The sequence below is a fragment of the Microbacterium martis genome (assembly GCF_047246685.1).
GTDB lineage: Bacteria > Actinomycetota > Actinomycetes > Actinomycetales > Microbacteriaceae > Microbacterium.
The window spans coordinates 324,496-344,851 of sequence record NZ_JBFOKT010000001.1; the positions used below are offsets into that span (position 1 = coordinate 324,496).

Genomic DNA, 20,356 nt, shown 5'->3' on the forward strand with positions numbered 1-20,356 from the left:
TGCAGAGTCGTGCGGCCGGAGGAGATGACGTCGTGACAACGGTGGGGGAGCCGATCGCCAGCGTGTCCGTCGCGCAGCAGCGACGCCGCGTCGTCGCAGCGGGTGTCGATGCGCTGGCATGGGGGATCGGCGTGGTCGCCGCCGTCGCGCTCCGGTTCGAACTCGCGATGACCGCGCAGATGTGGCTCGCCACGCTGGTGCTCGCCGCGATCGCGGGAGCCATCCAGATCGTCCTCGGCCTCCAGTTCGCCATCTACCGCGGTCGGCACAGCTACGGGTCGTTCGAGGAGGTGCGCACCCTCGCCCTGCTGGTGACGAGCGAGTCGTTGTTCCTCTCGATCTTCACGATGCTCTTCGGCAACGCGGTGGGCATCCCGCGCGGAACCATCTTCCTCGCCTTCCCGTTCGTGCTGCTCACCATGTTCGGCGTCCGGTACCTGGCACGTCTGTTGACCGACCGCACGCGCAAGCCGGGCGAGGAGGCCGAGCCGGCGCTGATCGCCGGTGCGGGCTACCTCGGCGACAACGTCGTGCGCAGCATCCTCACCGATCCCAGCTCGCCGATCCGCCCGGTGGGTCTGCTCGACGACGACCCGGCGAAGAAGAACCTGCGGCTGCGCGGCGTCCCGGTCGTGGGTCGCACCACCGACATCGTCGACGCCGCCCGCCGCACCGGCGCCACCGTTCTCGTCGTCGCGATCGGCAGCGCCGACGGCGCTCAGCTGCGCGCACTCACCGACCGCGCGGAGGCCGCCGGCATGAGCGTGTCGGTGACCCCGAGCATCATCAACATCAAGTCGGGCGAGGAATCGCCCTCCGATCTGCGCGACATCAGCATCGAAGACCTCATCGGACGCAATCCGGTCGACACGAACGTCGAGCTGATCGCCGGGTACATCACCGGGCGCCGCGTGCTCGTGACGGGCGCAGGCGGCTCGATCGGCTCCGAGCTGTGCCGGCAGCTGTCGAAGTTCGGTCCGAAAGAGCTCATCATGCTCGATCGCGACGAGACGGGCCTGCAGCTCGCCCAGATCGGCACCTCCGGGCACGGACTGCTGCACACGAACGACGTCGTGCTCGCCGACATCCGCGAGCCCGACACGCTGGCTCAGATCTTCCGCGAGCGGCGGCCCGAGGTCGTCTTCCACGCCGCGGCGCTGAAGCACCTCCCCATGCTGGAGCAGTATCCCGACGAAGCGTGGAAGACGAACGTCCTCGGCACCCTCAACGTGGTGCAGGCCGCACGGCTCGCCGGTGTCAGCACCTTCATCAACATCTCCACCGACAAGGCCGCCAATCCGACCAGCGTGCTCGGGCACTCCAAGCGCGTGGCCGAGAAGATCACCGCCTGGGCGGGCGAGACGTCGGGCATGCGCTACCTCTCGGTGCGGTTCGGCAACGTCATCGGCAGCCGCGGATCGATGCTGCCGACGTTCCAGGCGCTCATCGAGTCGGGCGGGCCCCTGACCGTCACGCATCCCGATGTCACCCGCTACTTCATGACGATCCCCGAGGCGTGCCAGCTCGTGATCCAGGCCGGAGCGGTCGGACGCGCCGGCGAGGTCCTCATCCTCGACATGGGCGAGCCGGTGTCGATCCTCGACGTCGCCAAGCGCATGATCGCGATGTCGGGCAAGACGATCGAGATCGTCTTCACCGGCCTCCGCAACGGCGAGAAGCTGCACGAGGAGCTCGTGGGCGACCGCGAGAGACTCGAGCGGCCGTTCCACCCGAAGGTCTCGCACACGCGCGCCGAGCCGATCCCGCCGGAGCGTCTCGACAAGGCCGGCTGGAAGGCGCGGCTGTTCGCGGAGCCGCGCAACAACGACACGGCGATCATCGAGCCGCTGGACATCGACCTGGAGACCACGTGAGCGATCGCATCCACATGTCGTCACCGGACGTCGGCGAGCTCGAAGAAGCCGCCGTCGTGGCGGCGATGCGATCGGGATGGATCGCGCCCCTGGGCCCCGACGTCGACGCCTTCGAGCGTGAGATCGCCTCGCGCGTGGGCGTCGCGCACGGCGTCGCGCTGAGTTCGGGCACGGCGGCGCTGCACCTGGGGCTGCTGGGCCTCGGCGTCGGCCCGGGAACGGTCGTCGTGACGTCGACCATGACGTTCGCCGCCACGACCAACGCCGTCATGTACACGGGCGCCGAGCCGTACTTCGTCGACGCCGACGTCACGACCGGCAACATGGACCCGGTCCTGCTCCGCCGGGCGCTCGAGCGCCTCCGCGCGTCGGGAGAGACGGTCTCCGCGATCGTCCCCGTCGACCTTCTCGGCAAGACCGTCGACTACACCGGCATCCTGGCCGTGGCCGCGGAGTTCGAGGTGCCCGTTCTCGCCGACGCCGCCGAGTCGCTCGGCGCGACCCACGACGGCCGCGCCGCGGGCAGCTTCGGGCGGGCATCGATCGTGTCGTTCAACGGCAACAAGATCATGACCACGTCGGGCGGAGGGATGCTGCTGACCGACGACGCGGAGCTCGCGCAGCACGTGCGGTATCTCGCGACTCAGGCGCGGCAGCCCGTCGTCCACTACGAGCACACCGACGTGGGCTACAACTATCGCCTCAGCAACCTGCTCGCCGCGCTCGGACGGGCGCAGCTCTCGCGACTGGACGACATGATCGCGAGCCGGCGGCGGATGCGCGACCGCTACAAGGCCCTGTTCGGCCCGGTCGAGGGCGTCGAGGTCTTCGGCGCCGCGGGAGACGAGCACGACAACGTCTGGCTCACCTCGATCGTCGTCGACGAGGCCGTGACCGGGTGGGCGCCCTCGGAGCTGGCGGGGTTCCTCGCACAGGACGACATCGAGAGCCGGCCGCTGTGGAAGCCGATGCATCTGCAGCCGGTGTTCGCGGGAGCCCGAGGCGAGATCACCGGGACGTCGGCGCAGCTGTTCTCCCGGGGCCTGACGCTGCCGAGCGGATCGGCCCTGACCGAGGCTCAGCGCGATCGCGTCGCCGCCCGCATCACCGAGTTCCTGCGCGAGCGCTCAGCGTGAGGCGCGCAGCACCCCGGCCGTACGACCTGGCGAAGCGGCTCCTCGACGCCGCGGGCGCGGCCGTCGCGCTCGTCGCCCTCTCGCCCGTGATCGCCGTCACCGCCGTTCTCGTCGCCGTGGATCTGGGTCGACCGGTGATCTTCGCTCAGCCGCGGCCCGGCCTCGGCGGGCGCGTCTTCACGCTCTACAAGTTCCGCTCGATGCGCGCTGTCGACGAGGCCCGCGGCCGGGTGACGGATGCCGATCGGCTGACCCGCTTCGGAAGGATCCTGCGCGCCTCGAGCCTCGACGAGCTCCCCTCGCTGTGGAACGTCTTCCGCGGCGACATGAGCTTCGTGGGTCCGCGCCCCCTGCTCGTCGAGTACCTCGAGCGCTACACGCCGGAGCAGGCGCGTCGGCACGAGGTGCGTCCGGGCATCACCGGTCTCGCGCAGGCGAGCGGTCGCAACGCGCTCGGATGGGAGGAGCGGTTCCGCCTCGACGTGCGCTACGTCGATGAGCGGAGCGCCACCCTCGACCTCCGGGTGTTGGTCGCGACCGTCAGGTCGGTGGTGCGACGGGAAGGCATCTCGGCCGAGGGGCACGTCACCATGCGGAAGTTCGGAGACCCGGATGCCTGAGGCTCTCATCGTCGTCGGTGCCGGTGGGTTCGGCCGCGAGACGCTCGACGTGATCGAGGCGATCAACGCCGTCTCGCCCAGCCCGATCTGGACCGTGACGGGGGTGGTCGACGACGCGCCGAGCGATGCCGACCTTGCTCGACTCGCTGCCCGGGGATACGCGCACCTCGGGGCGATCGACGACAACCGCGAGCGGTTCGCCGCCGCGCGGCACGTGGTCGCCATCGGGTCGCCTGCGACGCGTGCGCGCGTCGTCGCCCGGCTCGACGACGGTCGCACGGCCGACGCCCTCGTGCACCCGCGCGCGGTCGTCGGGTCTCAGGCGCGCCTCTCCCACGGAGTCGTCGTCTGCAGCGGCGCGCAGATCTCGACCAACGTCACGCTTGGGGCCCACGTGCACGTGAACCCCGGCGCGATCATCGGTCACGACGCGACTTTCGGGTCGTTCGTCTCGGTCAATCCCGGCGCGGTGATCTCGGGAGCGGTCGAGGTCGGTGAGGGCAGCCTCGTGGGCGCCGCAGCGGTCGTGCTGCAGGGCCTGCGTGTGGGGCGAGGCGCGACCGTCGGGGCCGCGGCATGCGTGACGCGAGACGTGGAGCCCGGCGTCGTGGTGAAGGGTGTGCCCGCGCGATGAGGTCCGTCTGGCTCGTCAACCACTACGCGACGGATCCGACCGAGTCTCCGAGCGGATCGCGTCACTTCAGTCTTGCCGCGCATCTGGCGCAGGAGGGGTGGACCGCGTCCCTCATCGCCGCCAGCACCGAGCATCCCTCCGGCCGGCAGCGCATCCCCTCGTCGGCGAAGCGGGCCGACCGCACGGTGGGCGGCGTGCGCTTCCGATTCCTCCGCGCCTCGGACTACAGCGGCAACGGCATCTCCCGCATCCTGAATCTCCTCACCTTCACCGTCCGCCTGCTGCTCCCGTCCGGAACGCGGGGCCTGCCGGCTCCCGACGTGATCGTCGGCAGCACCGTGCACCCGCTCGCCGCCTGGGCGGCGTCGGTGCTGGCCCGTCGTCGCCGCGTGCCGTTCGTCTTCGAGATCCGCGACCTGTGGCCGCAGACCCTCATCGACATGGGCAGGATGACGCCCCGCTCCCTTCCCGCGCGCATCCTCCGCGCGGTCGAGGGCGAGCTGTGCCGCCGAGCCTCCGCGATCATCACGCTGCTGCCGTTCGCGGCGGAGTACCTCGAGCAGGAGCAGGGCGTCCCCGCCGACAAGATCGTCTGGATCTCGAACGGATGCGACGCCGCCGCGTTCTCGCATCTGCCCGCGGCCGAGCCCGACGGGCCCTTCACGTTCATGTACTTCGGATCGGTCGGCCTCGCGAACGGGGTCGACGAGATCGTGCGCGCCTTCGCGCCGGTCGCCGACGGCGCGCGACTGACCGTGTACGGCGGCGGACGGTCACTGCCGCAGGTGCAGGCGCTCGCGGGCGAGCTCGGCATCCGCGACGCGGTGGAGTTCCGCGGGACGATTCCGAAGACCGCGGTCCCCGAGGCCGCGGCCCTCGCGGACGCCCTCGTGATCAACGTGCTCGATCTCGCGGTCTATCGGCACGGGATCAGCATGAACAAGCTGTTCGACTACCTGGCCGCCGGCCGCCCCGTGGTGATCGCGAGCAGCGCGCCCAACAACCCGGTCGCGGAGTCGGAGGCGGGCCTGACCGTGCCGGCAGCCGACACCGCGGCGTTCACCGCCGCCCTGCGCCGGATGCGCGACAGTGACCTGGAGGAGCGTCGGCGCTGGGGCGCGAACGGACGCGCTCTCGTCGAGGAGCAGTACGACTACGGGGTCCTCGCGCGACGACTGGCGAGCACTCTCGACGCCGTGCTCGCCGGCGTGCGCCCCGATGCCTCAGACCGTCCCTGACCACAGGCGATCGAGCGCCGCGGCATCCGGATAGGTGATCAGCACCGCGTCGTGGCGTCCGAAGTACACGAACCGGCTGCCCGCACTCGCCGCCGCCGCGCCGCTGTCGATGGCCGAGCGGAAGTCGTCGAGGGATGCGGCGCCGCCCTGCGCGATGACGGGAACGTCGACCGCGGCGGCGACCTCGGCCACGACCTCGAGGTCGTACCCCGTCGAGGTCCCGTCGCGGTCGATGGAGCTGACGATGAGCTCGCCGACGCCGAGGCGACAGGCCTCCTGAGCGAACTCCACGGGGGAGAGGCCGCTGTCGATCAGGCCGTTGCCCACGTAGGAGCGCGGGGTGCCCGACGCCCGGCTCACGTCGACGCTGGCGACGACGCTCTGCGTGCCGATCTCCGACGCGATCTCCCGCACCAGCTCCGGTGCGCGGGCGACGGCGGTGTTGAGGATGACCTTCTCGATGCCCGAACGGACCAGGAGCGAGGCCTCGCGCAACGTGGAGATGCCGCCGCCGTAGGCCACCGGCATGAACGCCTCGGAGGCGATCGATTCGATGAGCCCGGGATCGAGGGGCGTCTCGCCCCGGCTCGCCGAGATGTCGCAGATCACGAGCTCGTCGACCTCGAGCTCGTTGAAGATCCGCACCGCGTTCACCGGATCGCCCAGATAGGGGTTGCCGCGAAACCCGCGCGTCTTCGTCAGCCATCCGCGATGCAACTGCAGCACGGGGATGATGCGGGGCCTCACAGTCTCACCCAGTTCTGCAGCAGCTGCATGCCGAACCGGTGGCTCTTCTCGGGATGGAACTGCGCCCCCACCACCGAGCCCTTCGCGATCATCGACGTGTAGCGGTCGCCGTAGACGGTGCTCGCGAGCACGTCGCCCGGGTCATCGCACACGACCCGATAGCTGTGCACGAAGTAGAACCGGTGCCGGTCGGAGAGGTCGGCGAGCACCGGGTGGTCCTGCTCGACGTTCACCTGCGACCAGCCCATGTGCGGCACGCGGAGTCCTCCGGACGCATCGAACTTCCTGCTCGTGCCCGAGACGAGCCCGAGCCCGGGCAGCTCGCCCTCTTCGCTCGAGTCGAGCAGCAGCTGCATGCCGAGGCAGATGCCGAGGAGCTGTCCGCCCGCTTCGGCGTGGTCGACGACTGCTCGGTCGAAGCCCGTGCGGTGCAGTTCGCGCATGGCCACGTCGAAGGCGCCGACGCCGGGGAGGAGCACGTGATCGTGCTCGACGACCGCGGCGGGGTCGGTGATGACCGACGCCTCGACCTCGAGCCGGTAGAACATGTTCAGCAGCGAGCCGATGTTGCCCACGCCGTAGTCGATGATGCCGACGGTCACGGCCGGTCTCCTCTCCGCGCGCGGGGGCGCCTGTTCGCGGGAGATGCCGCGAGTCGTCGATACTCGTCGATCATCCTCGCCGACTCCTCGTCCCAGGAGGGCAGCTCGACATGACCGAGCTGCTCCCGGGCGGCCGCGATCGTGTCGTCGGTCAACCCGTCGAGCACGCCGGCGAATTCGGCGTCGACGGCGTCGATCGTCAGTTCCGCCAGGCCGCCGGCGAGCAGACGACGCACCGCGGGGAGCTGGTTGTGGATGAAGGGGACTCCGGCCGCGGTGTACTCGATCGCCTTGTTCGGCAGCGCGAGGGCGTACGAGAGGCACGACGGCTCGATCAGGCAGATGCCGACGTCGGCCGTCGCCAGCGTCGGCACGACCGAGTCGCTGTCGATGCGGTGGTGATGGTGGATGTTCGGGTGCGTCGCGGCGGCCTCGTCGACGAGCCCGCCGAGTTCGCCGTCGCCGAGGAACACCACGTGATCGTCGGGGCGCTGCGCGAAGGCGGCGAGGATGTCCGGGATGTGGCGAGCACGGACGATGTTGCCCACGTGCACGAAGAGCCTGCTCCCGGTCGGGATCCCGAAGGTGGCATGCAGGTCGTTCGCCGCACCGCGCGACGTCAGGCTCGGCGAGTTCACCACGCTGACCGCGCGCACCCCCGGGTACGCGGTCTCGTACCACTCCCTGATCAGGTCGTTCACGACGAACACGACGTCGCTGCGGCGGATCAGCATCCGCTCCACCAGAGCGAAGACGCGCCCCTGCAGCCCGTGCGACGTCGAGGTCTTGGTCTCGAGCTCGTGCGTGTCGTAGATCAGCCGGGCTCCGGTGCGGCGGGCCAGCAGGGCGGCGACCGGGAGCACGGCGACGGAGTGGGCGTTCACCGTGTGCAGGTCCGACGACGCGTACTGCCGGTACACCTGTGCCGACCAGGCGATCTGATAGCGGATCCGGCTCAGCACCGAGCCGCCTGCCTTTGCCACCGCGCCGACGCGCCGGATGAGGCGGCCGTCGGAGAGCGGCTCCTCCGTCGCGAGTCCGGGGGCCGGGGTGCCGCAGATCTCGATCGCACGGTAGAGCCCGGCGCGGGCGACGGCCAGCGTCTGCCGGAAGATGCGGCTCTCCGACACGATCGGAGCCGGGTAGATGTGGAGATTGAGGCCCTGGGCGGTGGTCATCGCGGGTACAGTCCCGCCTTCCGGAGGGCGTTCACGGTGCGTCGCAGCAGCTGCACGAAGCCGTAGGAGCTGCGATAGTCGCGGAACGAGCGCCGCGGCTCGGCCATGATCGCGGCGAGCTCCTCCTCGCTCAGCTTCAGCTTCTTGCGGAGGAGCTGGCTGTCGATCCTGCGCAGACTCGCGGGGTAGTCGTCGGACTCCAGCGCGACGAGCGCCTCGTCGCGGGTGATCTGGCCCGAGTTGATCAGGTCGGACAGATGACCGCGTCGCTTGTCGATGCGGAACTTCGTCGGCAGGTAGTAGCCCTGCACCCACCGGGTGTAGATCGACTCGTAGTGCTTGCCCTCGTACGGAGTCCACCCGAGCTTCTCCTGGAGCTCGGCGACGGCCGCGGTCTTGTCGTACTCGAGGTAGTTGAGGATCGAGACGATGCGCACGCGCTTGGCGACGGTCGTCCAGCCGAGCTCGGCGAAGCCGAAGTGCGGATACGTTCGCAGGGGGACCGAACCGTGGCGCCGGTGGATGTCGGAGATGTAGCGCCAGTCGGAGTGGCCGTACGACCAGGAGGGGACGCTGATCGATTCCGTCGCGAAGTTCATCCCCGAGATGATGTAGCGGATGCCGTGGCGCCGGGCCTCCTTCCACAGCGTGGCCTGGATCGCGTGGTCGGCCGGGATGTCGGCGTCGGGCGTCGACGCGCGCAGGAACGCGCGCTGGAGGTCGTAGAACTCGTCGAGGCGGAGCACCGTCGTGGACAGGTCGATGTCGAGGGTGCGCAGGACGCTCTCGATGTTGCGCGCCGCGAGCGACGAGTTCCAGCCGTTGTCGACGTGCACCGCCAGCGGCCGGAGTCCGAGCTCGCGCACCTTCATCGCGACGTACGAGCTGTCGACGCCGCCGCTCACGCCGATGAGGCAGTCGTACTGCTTGCCCTCACCGGCCGCCTTGATCGAGGCGACGAGCGAGGCGAGACGCGCCGGACGCTCCTCGACGGGCACGATCCGCGATCCGAGGAGGGCGTCGTAGCGGCGACAGTGATTGCAGACGCCGTCGATCAGCTCGAGGTCGGGATCGACCTCGAACGTCATGACGCAGCGGCTGCAGCCGGAGGGTGATGCCATGCGGGAGAACTCCGACTTCAGATCTGGGCGCTCGACCGGTGTGCGGGGAGGTAGCCCTATGCTATCGGAGGTGCGCCACAAGACCCCCTGAGCGGGCGAACGGCCGGGAAGGGGACATATGCGCGGCCGTGTGGGACGGGGTCTGATCGCCCTCGTGAGCGGAGCCGCCTTCGGTCAGCTCATCCTCGTGGTCGCGACTCCCTTCCTCGCCAGGATCTACGGTCCGTCGGCGTTCGGCGCGTTCAGCGCCCTGGTCGCGGCGACCTCTGTGCTCGGTCCGGTCGCCGCCCTGAAGTTCGACGTCGGGGTCATGCTCCCCGAAGACGAGGACCAGGCGCGTCGCCTCGTGAGACTCGCTCTGGCGAGCTCCGCCGCGTCGTCCGCCGGGGCCGCGCTGGTCATCTGGCTGCTCTCGAGCACCGCGCTGGGGCAGGGCTGGTCGCTCGTCCCGTTCGCCCCCCTCTGGGGCGCGGCGCTCGTGTTCGCGACCTCGGTCTTCACCGTGCTGACGCAGGCCGCGCTGCGACGTCGCTCCTACGGCGTGGTGGCCAGCCGAGCGCTCTTCCAGTCGGGCGGAACGGCGGGCGCGCAGCTCGGCCTCGGACTCCTCGGGGTGAGCCAGATCGGGCTGACGGCGGGCTTCCTCATCGGACGCCTGGTCGGATTCGTGCCGCTGCTCCGGGTGAGCCGCCCCCTGCTCTCCGCACCGACGACCGGTGGCTACCGGGCGACGGTGCGCGAATACATCCGCCTCCCCACCGCGCTGACCGGCGCCGCTCTCATCAACTCGATCGGCACGAATCTCCCCCTCCTCCTCGTCGCCGCCGCCTTCGGCGAGGTGGCGACCGGCGAGTTCGGCATGGCCCAGCGTCTGATCACCGTGCCCGCCACCCTGCTCGGCGCCTCGGTCGCCCAGGTGGTGGGCGCCGAGCTGGCGCAGCTCCTGCGCGAACGGCGCACGGGGGCGCAGCGCATCTACCGGCAGGCGACGGTGCGACTGGGGATCACCGCGGTGGTGGTGGGTGTCGCGATCGTCGCCCTGGCGCCGCTGCTGCCGTTCTTCCTCGGCGACGGCTGGTCGCGCACCGTCCCCATCGCGCAGGCGATGGCGCTCGCCGCGGCGGCCGCCCTGATCGGATCGCCGCTGAGCCAGGTCTACACGATCTACCAGTCGCGCGCGACCGCCCTGATCGACGCCATCCGGGTGGCACTGCTCCTCCTCGCGTGGGCCGGCGTCGCCGTGCTGCAGTTCTCGCTGATCGAGGCGACCTGGGCGATCAGCATCGCGCAGACGCTGGGCTACGTGCTGCTCTGGTGGTACGGGCTCCGGCTGGTCGCCGCTCAGGAGCGCACTCTGAACACGGGGGACTGACGCCGGCGCGGAGACCGCAGATACGCCAGGTCGATGCCGAGCGCCCCGACGTGTGGGCGCGGAGTGAGGGCGAGGAGACCGAAGGCGACGACGAGGCCGTGACTCAGCATGGACGTCAGCACGGAGGCGTTCGACAGGGCGACGGCGGGGATGATCAGCACGATGGCGCTCATCAGGATCGGCAGGCCGACGGAGGCGCGGTCGACCAGACGCAGGTACACGAGGAGCACGGCGCCCGCTCCGGCGACCCCGAGCCAGCCGAAGTTCGCGAATCCGTCGGCGAAGAGGTTCGCGTTCGAGGCGATCACCTTGCCGTTGGTGATCATCGCTCCCACGAGGTACGGCGGGGTCTCGTCGTACGGGTAGTCGACGAACGGACGCAGGACGGAGTACCCGAGGTGGGCCTGCGGGTTGTCGGAGAAGAACCGCACGTACGCCGTGCTGAGCATTCCCGGCGTCAGGATGAAACGGCGGGAGAAGAGAGAGGTGGCGAGGTTGGTCGACAGCAGCTGGTCGACGACCGCGGCGACGACCACCATCGCCGTCGCCCCCGCGAGCAGGATCGAACCCGGGGTCCGCTCCTTGCGCGGCTGCAGCACGATCAGCATCACGAGCCAGGCCGCGATCGCGAACAGGACGTGCTTGTAGCCGGTGGTCGAGTAGAGGACGAGCTGGGCGATGATCGCGACCCCGACGAGCCACCACCGGCGCTCGAGGACTCCGCGTGCGGCGATCCAGGGGTTGACCACGTTGGCCTGGGTCGCGACGAGGTAGCTGAGGATGCCGACCGACTCGAGCTTCTCGGCGAAGTCCGCACGGACGTCGTACACGTCGAGGATCCCGACCAGTTCGAAGCTGAGTCCCTGGACCACCCCGAGCAGCACGAAGGTCGCAGCGGCGAACAGCCCGACCAGTGTCCAGACGACGGGCGACCGCAGGCGGAATCCGAGCGGTCGAGGCGCGGGATTCTGCCCGAGCGCCACGATCGAGAACACCATGCCGACGAGGGCGGCGAGGGCGAGGCCCCGGGCGGGGTCGAGGTAGGAGGTGTAGGTCGACATGAGCACCGTCGGGGCGACGGTGACCGTGAAGAGGACCCACAGCACGACGGACGAGGCCGTCGCCAGTCGGCGCGGCAGGGTCAGCGCGGTGCCGGCGGCGATCGCTGTGGAGAGGATGAGGGGACCCGCGCCCGGATCCCGGTACCGGTAGCCGAGGTAGTCGAACGCCGGCGAGACCTGACCCGCGTAGACCCCGTGGAGGACGACGGCGTAGATCCCGACGAGGACCACGATCGTGAGCGGCGGAAGGATGCCGCGCATGCGGGCGCGGTCCATCGCTCTTCTCATGCGTTCGAGCCTACTGCGCGCGTCGCGGCATCCCCTCCGGCGCGCAGCGCCCGCGTTCTTCGGCATACCGGTATACATGATTGAATCGCTAGGTGACTGAACCCACCCCTCCGCCGCCCTCACGGCGGGAGCGACGCGCGGCGCGCACCACGGCCGCCGACCCCTCGGCCACGGCCGATTCCGACCTGCTCGCCGACGAGTTCGACGTCGATCGTCGCAAGCGGCGACGCGTCTGGCTGTGGGTCTCGATCGCGCTCGTGGTCCTGATCGGCCTGGGTGTCGGGGCATGGGCGGCCAACCGGCTCTACACGCAGGCGCAGGACACGCGCTCGCATCTGCTCGCCGCGATGCCGCACGTCGCCGAGGCCAAGGCGGCGATGCTCGCATCGGACCCCGCCGGCGCCGCGGCCGCAGCCGCCGCGTTCCGCGAAGAGGCGCTCGCCGCGCAGAAGACCTCATCGGGCAAGCTGTGGGACCTCGTCGAGGGCATCCCGCTGCCGCCGATGGAGAACCTCCGGGCGGTCAGCACCGTCTCCGACGTCGCCGTGGACCTCGCCGACGACGTGCTCATGCCCGCGAGCGAAGTGAGCATCACCGCCCTCGCGCCCAGTGGCGGGCGCATGGACGTCGCGGCCCTGCAGTCGCTGGCCGACCTCGTGAGCGGGATCGTCGACGGCACCGAAGCGGCCGACGACAGGCTGGGGGCACTCGACGACGGGGCGCTGATCGAGCAGGTCCGCGCCGGTGTGCGGCAGGTCGACGCCGCGCTCGACGAGATCCGTGCGATCGCCGTGCCCGCGCGCGACGTGCTCGCCGTGCTGCCTGATGCGCTCGGCGCCTCAGGGCCTCGCCAGTACCTCGTCATGTTCCAGGGCAACGCCGAGATGCGTGCGAGCGGCGGCGGGCCGGGCTCGTTCGTGCTGCTGAAGGTGGAGGACGGCGCGCTGTCGATCGTGCGCGAGGCGGCGGCGACGGAGTTCGCCTTCGACATCCCGCAACCCGTGGTGCCCATCGATGCGGAAACCGAGGCGCTGTACTCCGACATCGTCGCCCGGTGGGTCGCCAACCTCACCGGAACGCCGGACTTCCCCACGAGCGCCGCGCTCGCCCGCGGCTGGTGGTCGACGCTCTTCGCCGACCAGGTCGACGGCGTCATCTCCATCGATCCGATCGGCCTCTCCTACATGCTCAACGCGACGGGCCCGATCAGCCTGCCGACCGGCGACGTCCTCACGAGCGAGAACGCCGCACCGCTGCTGTTGAACGAGGCGTACTTCAAGTACCCCGACGGCGTCGACTCCAACCGGTTCTTCTCCGCCGTGTCGCTCTCGGTCTTCGCCGCCCTGACCGGTGGAAACGTGCAGCCGCTCCCCATGGTGGCCGCTCTCACCAAGGCGACCGACGAGGGCCGCCTGAAGCTGTGGAGCGCGAACGAGCAGGAGACGGCGCTGCTCGGCGAGTCGCGCCTCAGCGGCCGTCTGCCGACGACCAACGACGACGAGAGCGCCGTCGGGGTGTTCTTCAACGACACGACCGGCTCGAAGATGGACTACTACGTCGACGCGACCGTGGGGGTGACCACCGACCAGTGCACGGCCGAGGCGGCTCCGAACTGGACGACGACCGTCACGCTGCAGAACCGGGTCTCGGCCGAGCGCGCTCGGGGACTCCCGCGCTACATCACCGGCCCGTACTTCACGCCCGGAGAGATCGGCACCGACTTCATCGTCTACACCCCCGTCGGGGCGAAGATCGAGAGCTGGACGCTGAACGGGAACACCTACGACGCCATCGCGCACACCACCCACCTGGGACGCGACGCGGTGCGGATCAACGTCATCCTCAAGCCGCAGGAGACCGCGACGTTCCAGGTCACGATGGTCGGCGCCGACGGCAGCACCTCGGCGGACTTCGCGCCCCCGAGCGTGCGCCACACCCCGATGGTCCGCGAGACCCCCGTCACGATCGACGCCCCCGGCTGCGAGTAGCGCGGAGCGTTTCCGCGCCCCGCGCTCTCCGCGAAGCGCCCCGCGCTATGCGGGTCGTTCGGCGCGGAGGGCGCGGGGCGTCGTCTGGTAGACGTCCTCCAGCGCGCGCCGCAGGCTCATCGACGAGCGGAAGCCCGAGAGCTGCGCGATGAGCTCGAGCCCCAGCTCGTCGAAGCGGCTGTCGACGAGCAGCGAGCGCGCCAGTCTCGCGCGCTGGCGACGGATCTCGCCCGCGACGGTGTTCCCGGCCTCGGCGAACACGACCTGCAGCAGCCGCAGCGACGACTCCACCGCGTTCGCGACGTCGACGGGGGCGAGGTCGGGATCGCTGCACTGCTGGGCGATGAACCCGACAGCCCGATCGCGCAGGGCCGCCCGCGACGACACCCTGCTCGCGATCTCGCCGACGCGATCCCGCACGATCGCGCCGCCCAGGTCGATGACCATGTGCTCGAGGGCGCGCTGCTCGATCTCGGTGGCCGGGATCTCGACGCCGAGCACGCCGTCGATGAACCGCTCCATGGCCAGGTCGAGGAGCCGCCGGTCGGTGAACAGCTGCGGCTCGTCGGGAAAGGGCGAGGCGAACGTCGCCACGGCGCTCCGCGGGAGGAGCGCCGCCGTCACCAGCCAGTCGCCTTCACCGCGCAGGTCGCGGCTGATGCCCGGAGCCGCGATGACGAGGCCGCTCTCCGCCCGGCGCCACGGCGCGTCGCCGTTCCGCGTCCAGAGCGCGTCGGCCTCGATGAAGGCGATCACCGCATGGTCGGGATGCGTCGCCGCGGTGTCGATCGCGACCTCGGCCGACGTGCCGCGCATCGTCAGCAGCTCGACGCCGCCCAGCATCCGCTGTCGTTCGTCGATCCGCCTCGCGATCTCGACCGCCACCCTCGCTCCTTCGTCTCGGCGATGCACGCACGCCGAAGGCGCAGCATCCGTCGATCCCCCCGAATCGACGTCGGCCCCGCGCATCCCGCGTGTCGGCCAGGCTATCGCGTCGATGCGCGGCGCACCCCGGCCAGGGCCAGGATGACGGCCACGATCAGAGCTCCGATGAGCGTTCCCGAGGTGTTCGCGATGAGATCGGAGACGGCGGGGATGCGCGTCGGCATCAGCGCCTGCACGCCTTCGATCAGCAGGCTCATCAGGCCGCCCACCACGACCGCCTGCCACACCCGCAGGCGAGGGAAGGCGAGGAGCAGCAGCAGTCCGACGGGCACGAAGAGCGCCACGTTCGCCAGGATCTCCAGCACGAACGCGCTCCGCTGGAAGGAGGCGATGCCCGCGTCGGCCACCCAGTGGGCGATGATTCCGACGAGACCCGTGACCTTCGCCGACACCGTCGCCGGCAGCCACACGGTGAAACCGACGAAGAGCAGGTAGCCGACGAGCATCAGCTTCGCGACGGCGGCGCCGTGGTGCGTGCGCGTGACGACGGGAGAGGACATCCCGTCATGCTAGCCAGCCCGGCCGACCGCGGCTCTCAGCTTCGGCCGCCGCTCCGGTCGAGCTGCTCGATGTAGCGCAGCAGCACGCCCTCGCGCAGCGCCCACGGCGACACCTCGAGCTCGTCGAGGTCGAGAGCCGTCATCGCCTCATGCAGCGAGACCGCGGCGGCGACGATCTGGAAGGTGCGATCGGCCGTGATGCCGGGCAGCTCCTGCCGGGCGGATGCGGGGAGGCGCGCGAGCCGAGGGATCCACGAGCCGAGCGCCGCTCGCGGGAGCAGCATCCGGTCGGTTCCCGACCATCCCGGCACCGGATAGCCGGTCAGGCGGGCGAGGGAGCGGATCGCCTTCGACGATCCCACGACGTGATCGGGTCGCGGCAGGCCGATGAACGGCGGCAGCACGTCGGCGAGCGTCTTCCGGGCGTGCGCCCGCAGACGCTCGACGTCGTCGGCGCCGGGCGGATCGTTCGGCAGGAACTGCACGGTCATGCGTCCGGCGCCGAGCGGGACGGATGCCGCCGCGTCGGGCACCTCCTCCGCCCCGGCGGCGATCTCGAGAGAGCCGCCGCCGATGTCGAGGAGGAGCAGCTGCCCCGCCGACCAGCCGAACCAGCGGCGGACCGCGAGGAACGTCAGCTCGGCCTCGGTCTCGCCGTCGAGCACCTGCAGCGGCTGGCCGAGCACGGCCTCGATGCGGGCGATGACGTCGGCGCCGTTGCCGGCATCGCGCACCGCACTCGTCGCGGTCGCGAGCAGGGCGTCGACCCGCTCACTCTCCGCCACCCGGCGGGCCTGGGCGACCGCGGCCTCGAGCGCGAGCACGCCCTCTTCCGAGATCGCTCCATCGGGGGTGAGGTACCGCATCAGACGCAGGACCGTCCGGTCGCTCGTCGTGGCGAGCGGGCGGCCGCCGGGGCGGACGTCGGCGGCCAGCATGTGGACGGTGTTGGAACCGATGTCGAGGACTCCCAGGCGCACGGGAAGAGACTACCCGCGCCCCGATACGATGGACGCGTGCCGACCGTCGACCCCGCGCTGCCGCTGTCTCCGTACCGCGAGATCGGGCGATCGGAATGGGCGCGGCTCGCAGCCGATCTCGACCAGCCGCTGAGCGAGACCGAGGTCGTCGAGATCCGGGGCATCGGCGACCGCCTCAGCCTGACCGAGGTGCGCGAGGTGTACCTGCCTCTCAGTCGCCTGCTGAGCCTGTATGCGACCTCGACGAAGCGGCTGGGGGCGGCGACGTCGTCGTTCCTTCAGGAGGACGACACCACCACCCCGTTCGTGGTCGGCGTCGCCGGATCGGTCGCCGTCGGGAAGTCGACGATCGCGCGCCTGCTCCGCGAGCTGATGAGCCGCTGGCCCGGGACGCCCCGGGTCGAGCTCGTCACGACCGACGGCTTCCTCTATTCGAACGCCGAACTCGAGCGCCGCGGTCTGATGGAGCGCAAGGGCTTCCCCGAGTCGTACGACCGCCGCGCGCTGATCGAGTTCCTCACCGAGGTGAAGAGCGGGGCCGCCGAGGTGCGCGCGCCGTTCTACTCGCACATGCGCTACGACATCGTGCCCGACGCGCACGTGGTCGTGCGGCGGCCCGACGTGGTGATCGTCGAGGGGCTGAACGTGCTGCAGCCGCCGCCCGCGCCGAATGACATCGCCGTCAGCGACCTCTTCGACTTCTCGATCTTCGTCGACGCCGAGACCTCGCACATCGAGAAGTGGTACGTCGACCGCTTCCTCGCTCTGCGGCAGGGCGCGTTCAGCAATCCGTCGTCGTACTTCAACGTGTTCGCGCACCTCACCGACGAGGAGGCGATCACCACGGCGCTCGGCTACTGGAACGAGATCAACATGCCGAACCTCGTCGAGAACGTCATGCCCACCAAGCACCGCGCGCGCCTGGTGCTGCGCAAGGGCGCCGACCACGAGGTGGAGAGCGTGCTCCTGCGCAAGCTCTGACGCGGCCCGGATCGATGCGCCCGACCGGTCGTTGAGCGATGAGCGGAGCGACGAGACGAAACGCTCACCGTGGCTTTGATTGTTCGGACGACTCGCAAAAGTTCCCGATTATCGTGGGACCCATGTGTGGAATCGTCGGATACGTGGGCCCGCGCCCCAGCCAGGACATCCTTCTCGCGGGTCTCGCCCGCCTCGAGTACCGCGGGTACGACTCGGCCGGGGTCGCCGTCATCGACGGCGACGGAGCGCTGGGCATGCGCAAGAAGGCCGGCAAGCTCGCCGTGCTGCGCGACTCGCTCGCCGATGCGCCCCTCGCCGACGGCTCGACCGGGATCGGCCACACGCGCTGGGCGACGCACGGCGGTCCGACCGACGTCAACGCGCACCCGCACCTCGCCGACGATGACAAGCTCGCCGTCATCCACAACGGCATCATCGAGAACTTCTCGGCTCTGCGCGAAGAGCTCATCGCCGACGGCGTGACGTTCCGCAGCGAGACCGACACCGAGGTCGCCGCGGCGCTTCTCGGTCGCGAGTACGCCGGCAACGGCGGCGACCTGCAGCTCGCTTTCCGCAGCGTCGTCAACCGCCTCGAGGGCGCCTTCACACTCCTCGCGATGCACGAGGATCACCCGGGGCTCGTCGTCGGCGCTCGCCGCAACTCGCCGCTGGTGATCGGTCTCGGCGAGGGGGAGAACTTCCTCGGCTCCGACGTCGCCGCCTTCATCGAGCACACCCGCAAGGCCCTCGCCATCGGACAGGACCAGATCGTCGCGATCACGCCGGATGCCGTCGCCGTCACCGACTTCGCCGGCACCCCTGTCGAAGCGGAGCCCTTCGACGTGTCGTGGGACGCCGCCGCGTCGGAGAAGGGCGGATGGTCGAGCTTCATGGCCAAGGAGGTCGCCGAGCAGCCCGAGGCCGTCGCGAACACCATCCGAGGCCGCATCCGTGACGGCCAGGTCGTCATCCCCGAGCTCGACGGCCTCGACGAGCTCTTCACCGGCATCAACCGCGTCATCATCACGGCCTGTGGCACGGCATCCTATGCAGCGCTCGTCGGCAAGTACGCCATCGAGCAGTGGGCACGCGTCGCGGTCGACGTGGAGCTCGCGCACGAGTTCCGCTATCGCGACCCGGTCATCGGCTCGGACACGCTGGTCGTCTCGATCAGCCAGTCGGGCGAGACGATGGACACGCTCATGGCCGTGAAGTACGCGCGCGAGCGCGGGGCGCGCACCCTCTCGGTCTGCAACACGCAGGGCGCCACCATCCCGCGCGAGTCGGATGCCGTCGTCTACACCCACGCCGGACCCGAGGTCGCCGTCGCCTCGACCAAGGCGTTCTCGGCGCAGATCACGGCCCTGCTGCTGCTCGGTCTGCACATGGGGCGCGTGCGCGGCACGGTCGCCGACGCGTCGGCCGACGTCGATGAGCTCGCCGCCCTCCCGGCCAAGGTCGCCGAGGTGCTCGAGAGCGAGCAGGAGCACGTCACCCAGCTCGCCGGCTGGATGGCCGACACGCGCTCGGTGCTCTTCCTCGGTCGGCACGTGGGGTACCCCATCGCGCTCGAGGGTGCGCTGAAGCTCAAGGAGATCTCGTACATCCACGCCGAGGGCTTCGCGGCAGGCGAGCTCAAGCACGGACCCATCGCCCTGATCGAGCCCGGTCAGCCGGTGTTCGTCCTGGTGCCGTCGCCGCGTCATTCCGCGCTCGTGCATTCGAAGGTCGTGTCGAACATCCAGGAGATCCGCGCGCGCGGTGCTCGGGTGATCGTCGTGGCCGAAGAGGGCGATGCCGCCGTGCTGCCGTTCGCCGACGAGGTGATCCGCATCCCGCTCGCCGGTCCGATGTTCGAACCGCTGCTCGCCGTGGTGCCGCTGCAGATCTTCGCCATGGCGCTGGCCACGGCCAAGGGGCTCGACGTCGACCAGCCGCGCAATCTCGCGAAGTCGGTCACGGTCGAGTAGGCCGCCACGGCCGGGCCGGCCATCGGCCGCCCCGGCATCCGTCTGCAGGTCGATTTCACACCTGCAGGTCGAACGGCGTGTGTTGGACCTGCAGTTGTGATCTCGACCTGCGCTCTGCGGCCGACGCCCGTTCACGAGCGCGACCTGCCGAGGGCGGGGAGGATCGCCGCGACCACGGTCGCCCAGTCGTGGACGATCATGGAGTAGTCGAAGCGCAGGGTCTCGTAGCCGAGGGCGGATGCCGCGGCATCCCGTCTCAGGTCGGCATGCCGCCTTCCGCGACCATGGTTCTCCTCGCCGTCGGCCTCGAGGATGACCCGCCCGCCCACGACGAAGTCGACCCGGCCCACCCCGGGCAGGGCCACCTGGCACTCGAGCCGGATGCCGAGAAGATGCAGCCGCAGACGGAGCAGGGATTCGAGCCCGCTCTGCGCATCGGGCCGCGCGAGATCGAGCAGCCAACCGGCCGCTCGGGGAAGCTCGCGTCGGATCCGCGCGCGGTCGTGAGCTCCGATGAGCCGTCGGTTCCATGCGGACTCGTACGCGGCGAAGAATGCCTCCTCGCCGAGGCAGCGGTACGCGTGGATCAGGCAGACGGCGACGGGAGCGAGTCCGAGGCCGGCCGATCCGGGCGAGTAGTGGGTCGTGCACGAGCACTCGGGGTGCTCGTGGCTCCGTCCGCTCCGCCCCAGCCACACGTGCACGCGGCCGTCGGTCTCGGGCAGGACCCAGACCCCGTGGGCGCGAAGCGCTGCCGCGCAGGTGAGAGCGCCGCCGTGCTGCGCGGCCCTGACGACGCCGGCATCCGCAGAAGGCAGCGCGAACACCCCTTGCCGGAGGCGCCTGATCCCGCCTGCTCTCGCCGACTCCGCGAGATCGGTTCGCGAGCATCCGTATTCCTGGAGCGTTCGTCCGCGGGCGACGCCTCCGAGTCGTTCGAGGAGGTAGGCAGGATCCATCATGCGTCGAGCATCCGACCTCGAGGCCCAACGCGGGCATCTCGGGGCAGAATGTGGATGGATCTCAGCGAAGAGGGCGATGTGCAGAGACGAAGTTCGGCCGTCTGCAGGTCGAGATCACACGTGCAGGCCGGTTCCGGCCATCTCGACCTGCACCTGTGA

18 protein-coding genes are annotated in these 20,356 nt (G+C 70.2%); 9 read left to right on the forward strand and 9 right to left on the reverse strand.

Annotation, left to right across the window (positions count from 1 at the left end; genetic code table 11):
- The first annotated feature begins 32 nt into the window (after positions 1 to 32).
- Genes AB3M90_RS01585 through AB3M90_RS01605 form a run of 5 tightly spaced genes read left to right on the forward strand, consistent with a single transcriptional unit; the run spans position 33 to position 5,502 of the window.
- Positions 33 to 1,874, forward strand: a complete 1,842-nt coding sequence (locus AB3M90_RS01585) for a polysaccharide biosynthesis protein (protein WP_412949537.1) — start codon at positions 33 to 35, stop codon at positions 1,872 to 1,874.
- Positions 1,871 to 3,010 (forward strand): DegT/DnrJ/EryC1/StrS family aminotransferase, encoded by a 1,140-nt coding sequence (locus AB3M90_RS01590; protein ID WP_412949538.1) that lies wholly within the window; start codon positions 1,871 to 1,873, stop codon positions 3,008 to 3,010. The genes AB3M90_RS01585 and AB3M90_RS01590 overlap by 4 nt, the downstream gene beginning before the upstream one ends.
- Positions 3,007 to 3,630 (forward strand): sugar transferase, encoded by a 624-nt coding sequence (locus AB3M90_RS01595; RefSeq protein WP_412949539.1) that lies wholly within the window; start codon positions 3,007 to 3,009, stop codon positions 3,628 to 3,630. Before AB3M90_RS01590 ends, AB3M90_RS01595 begins: the two co-directional genes overlap by 4 nt.
- Positions 3,623 to 4,264: a NeuD/PglB/VioB family sugar acetyltransferase gene (locus AB3M90_RS01600; RefSeq protein WP_412949540.1), complete on the forward strand. Its 642-nt coding sequence runs from the start codon at positions 3,623 to 3,625 to the stop codon at positions 4,262 to 4,264. The genes AB3M90_RS01595 and AB3M90_RS01600 overlap by 8 nt, the downstream gene beginning before the upstream one ends.
- Positions 4,261 to 5,502, forward strand: a complete 1,242-nt coding sequence (locus AB3M90_RS01605) for a glycosyltransferase family 4 protein (protein ID WP_412949541.1) — start codon at positions 4,261 to 4,263, stop codon at positions 5,500 to 5,502. Before AB3M90_RS01600 ends, AB3M90_RS01605 begins: the two co-directional genes overlap by 4 nt.
- On the opposite strand, the gene AB3M90_RS01610 is transcribed toward AB3M90_RS01605, so the two are convergent.
- Genes AB3M90_RS01610 through AB3M90_RS01625 form a run of 4 tightly spaced genes read right to left on the reverse strand, consistent with a single transcriptional unit; the run spans position 5,488 to position 9,150 of the window.
- Complete coding sequence (locus AB3M90_RS01610) at positions 5,488 to 6,249, reverse strand: HisA/HisF-related TIM barrel protein (protein WP_412949542.1); 762 nt, start codon at positions 6,247 to 6,249, stop codon at positions 5,488 to 5,490. The two genes, AB3M90_RS01605 and AB3M90_RS01610, sit on opposite strands and share 15 nt — an antisense overlap.
- On the reverse strand, positions 6,246 to 6,851 hold the full coding sequence (hisH, locus tag AB3M90_RS01615; protein WP_412949543.1) for an imidazole glycerol phosphate synthase subunit HisH: 606 nt from the start codon (positions 6,849 to 6,851) through the stop codon (positions 6,246 to 6,248). Before hisH ends, AB3M90_RS01610 begins: the two co-directional genes overlap by 4 nt.
- A complete protein-coding gene (locus tag AB3M90_RS01620; RefSeq protein WP_412949544.1) occupies positions 6,848 to 8,029 on the reverse strand; it encodes a glycosyltransferase in 1,182 nt (393 codons plus the stop codon). The genes hisH and AB3M90_RS01620 overlap by 4 nt, the downstream gene beginning before the upstream one ends.
- Positions 8,026 to 9,150 (reverse strand): N-acetyl sugar amidotransferase, encoded by a 1,125-nt coding sequence (locus AB3M90_RS01625; RefSeq protein ID WP_412949545.1) that lies wholly within the window; start codon positions 9,148 to 9,150, stop codon positions 8,026 to 8,028. Before AB3M90_RS01625 ends, AB3M90_RS01620 begins: the two co-directional genes overlap by 4 nt.
- A 118-nt stretch (positions 9,151 to 9,268) precedes the next feature.
- Between AB3M90_RS01625 and AB3M90_RS01630 the strand changes: the two genes are divergently transcribed.
- Positions 9,269 to 10,522, forward strand: a complete 1,254-nt coding sequence (locus tag AB3M90_RS01630; protein WP_412949546.1) for a lipopolysaccharide biosynthesis protein — start codon at positions 9,269 to 9,271, stop codon at positions 10,520 to 10,522.
- Here the strand turns inward: AB3M90_RS01630 and AB3M90_RS01635 are convergent.
- Positions 10,492 to 11,871 carry a hypothetical protein gene (locus AB3M90_RS01635; RefSeq protein WP_412949548.1) on the reverse strand — a complete coding sequence of 460 codons (1,380 nt, stop codon included), beginning with the start codon at positions 11,869 to 11,871 and terminating at the stop codon, positions 10,492 to 10,494. The genes AB3M90_RS01630 and AB3M90_RS01635 overlap by 31 nt on opposite strands.
- Before the next feature lie 92 nt (positions 11,872 to 11,963).
- On the opposite strand from AB3M90_RS01635, the gene AB3M90_RS01640 reads away from it, so the two are divergent.
- Complete coding sequence (locus AB3M90_RS01640) at positions 11,964 to 13,859, forward strand: DUF4012 domain-containing protein (protein WP_412949549.1); 1,896 nt, start codon at positions 11,964 to 11,966, stop codon at positions 13,857 to 13,859.
- 45 nt (positions 13,860 to 13,904) lie between these two features.
- On the opposite strand, the gene AB3M90_RS01645 is transcribed toward AB3M90_RS01640, so the two are convergent.
- From AB3M90_RS01645 to AB3M90_RS01655, 3 genes are all read right to left on the reverse strand, one after another.
- On the reverse strand, positions 13,905 to 14,744 hold the full coding sequence (locus AB3M90_RS01645) for a helix-turn-helix domain-containing protein (RefSeq protein ID WP_412949550.1): 840 nt from the start codon (positions 14,742 to 14,744) through the stop codon (positions 13,905 to 13,907).
- Positions 14,745 to 14,845: 101 nt separating this feature from the next.
- Complete coding sequence (locus tag AB3M90_RS01650; RefSeq protein WP_412949551.1) at positions 14,846 to 15,304, reverse strand: VanZ family protein; 459 nt, start codon at positions 15,302 to 15,304, stop codon at positions 14,846 to 14,848.
- A 35-nt stretch (positions 15,305 to 15,339) separates the two neighbouring features.
- A complete protein-coding gene (locus AB3M90_RS01655; protein ID WP_412949552.1) occupies positions 15,340 to 16,284 on the reverse strand; it encodes a Ppx/GppA phosphatase family protein in 945 nt (314 codons plus the stop codon).
- A gap of 36 nt (positions 16,285 to 16,320) precedes the next feature.
- Here AB3M90_RS01655 and coaA point away from each other — a divergent pair, with 36 nt between their 5' ends.
- The gene (gene coaA, locus AB3M90_RS01660; RefSeq protein WP_412949553.1) at positions 16,321 to 17,265 is read left to right on the forward strand and encodes a type I pantothenate kinase; all 945 of its coding nucleotides are present in this window, start codon (positions 16,321 to 16,323) and stop codon (positions 17,263 to 17,265) included.
- 122 nt (positions 17,266 to 17,387) lie between these two features.
- Positions 17,388 to 19,235: a glutamine--fructose-6-phosphate transaminase (isomerizing) gene (gene glmS, locus AB3M90_RS01665; protein ID WP_412949554.1), complete on the forward strand. Its 1,848-nt coding sequence runs from the start codon at positions 17,388 to 17,390 to the stop codon at positions 19,233 to 19,235.
- A 131-nt stretch (positions 19,236 to 19,366) separates the two neighbouring features.
- On the opposite strand, the gene AB3M90_RS01670 is transcribed toward glmS, so the two are convergent.
- Entirely contained in the window at positions 19,367 to 20,197 is an 831-nt protein-coding gene (locus AB3M90_RS01670; RefSeq protein ID WP_412949555.1) for a DUF559 domain-containing protein, read from the reverse strand.
- Positions 20,198 to 20,356: the final 159 nt, after the last annotated feature.

Excerpts from the sequence above, each read along its gene's own strand:
- AB3M90_RS01600 (WP_412949540.1), top strand. The coding sequence starts at position 3,623 with ATGCCTGAGGCTCTCATCGTCGTCGGTGCCGGTGGGTTCGGCCGCGAG.
- AB3M90_RS01605 (WP_412949541.1), top strand. The coding sequence starts at position 4,261 with ATGAGGTCCGTCTGGCTCGTCAACCACTACGCGACGGATCCGACCGAG.
- AB3M90_RS01620 (WP_412949544.1), bottom strand. The coding sequence starts at position 8,029 with ATGACCACCGCCCAGGGCCTCAATCTCCACATCTACCCGGCTCCGATC.
- AB3M90_RS01625 (WP_412949545.1), bottom strand. The coding sequence starts at position 9,150 with ATGGCATCACCCTCCGGCTGCAGCCGCTGCGTCATGACGTTCGAGGTC.
- AB3M90_RS01630 (WP_412949546.1), top strand. The coding sequence starts at position 9,269 with ATGCGCGGCCGTGTGGGACGGGGTCTGATCGCCCTCGTGAGCGGAGCC.
- AB3M90_RS01635 (WP_412949548.1), bottom strand. The coding sequence starts at position 11,871 with ATGAGAAGAGCGATGGACCGCGCCCGCATGCGCGGCATCCTTCCGCCG.
- AB3M90_RS01650 (WP_412949551.1), bottom strand. The coding sequence starts at position 15,304 with ATGTCCTCTCCCGTCGTCACGCGCACGCACCACGGCGCCGCCGTCGCG.
- glmS (WP_412949554.1), top strand. The coding sequence starts at position 17,388 with ATGTGTGGAATCGTCGGATACGTGGGCCCGCGCCCCAGCCAGGACATC.
- AB3M90_RS01670 (WP_412949555.1), bottom strand. The coding sequence starts at position 20,197 with ATGATGGATCCTGCCTACCTCCTCGAACGACTCGGAGGCGTCGCCCGC.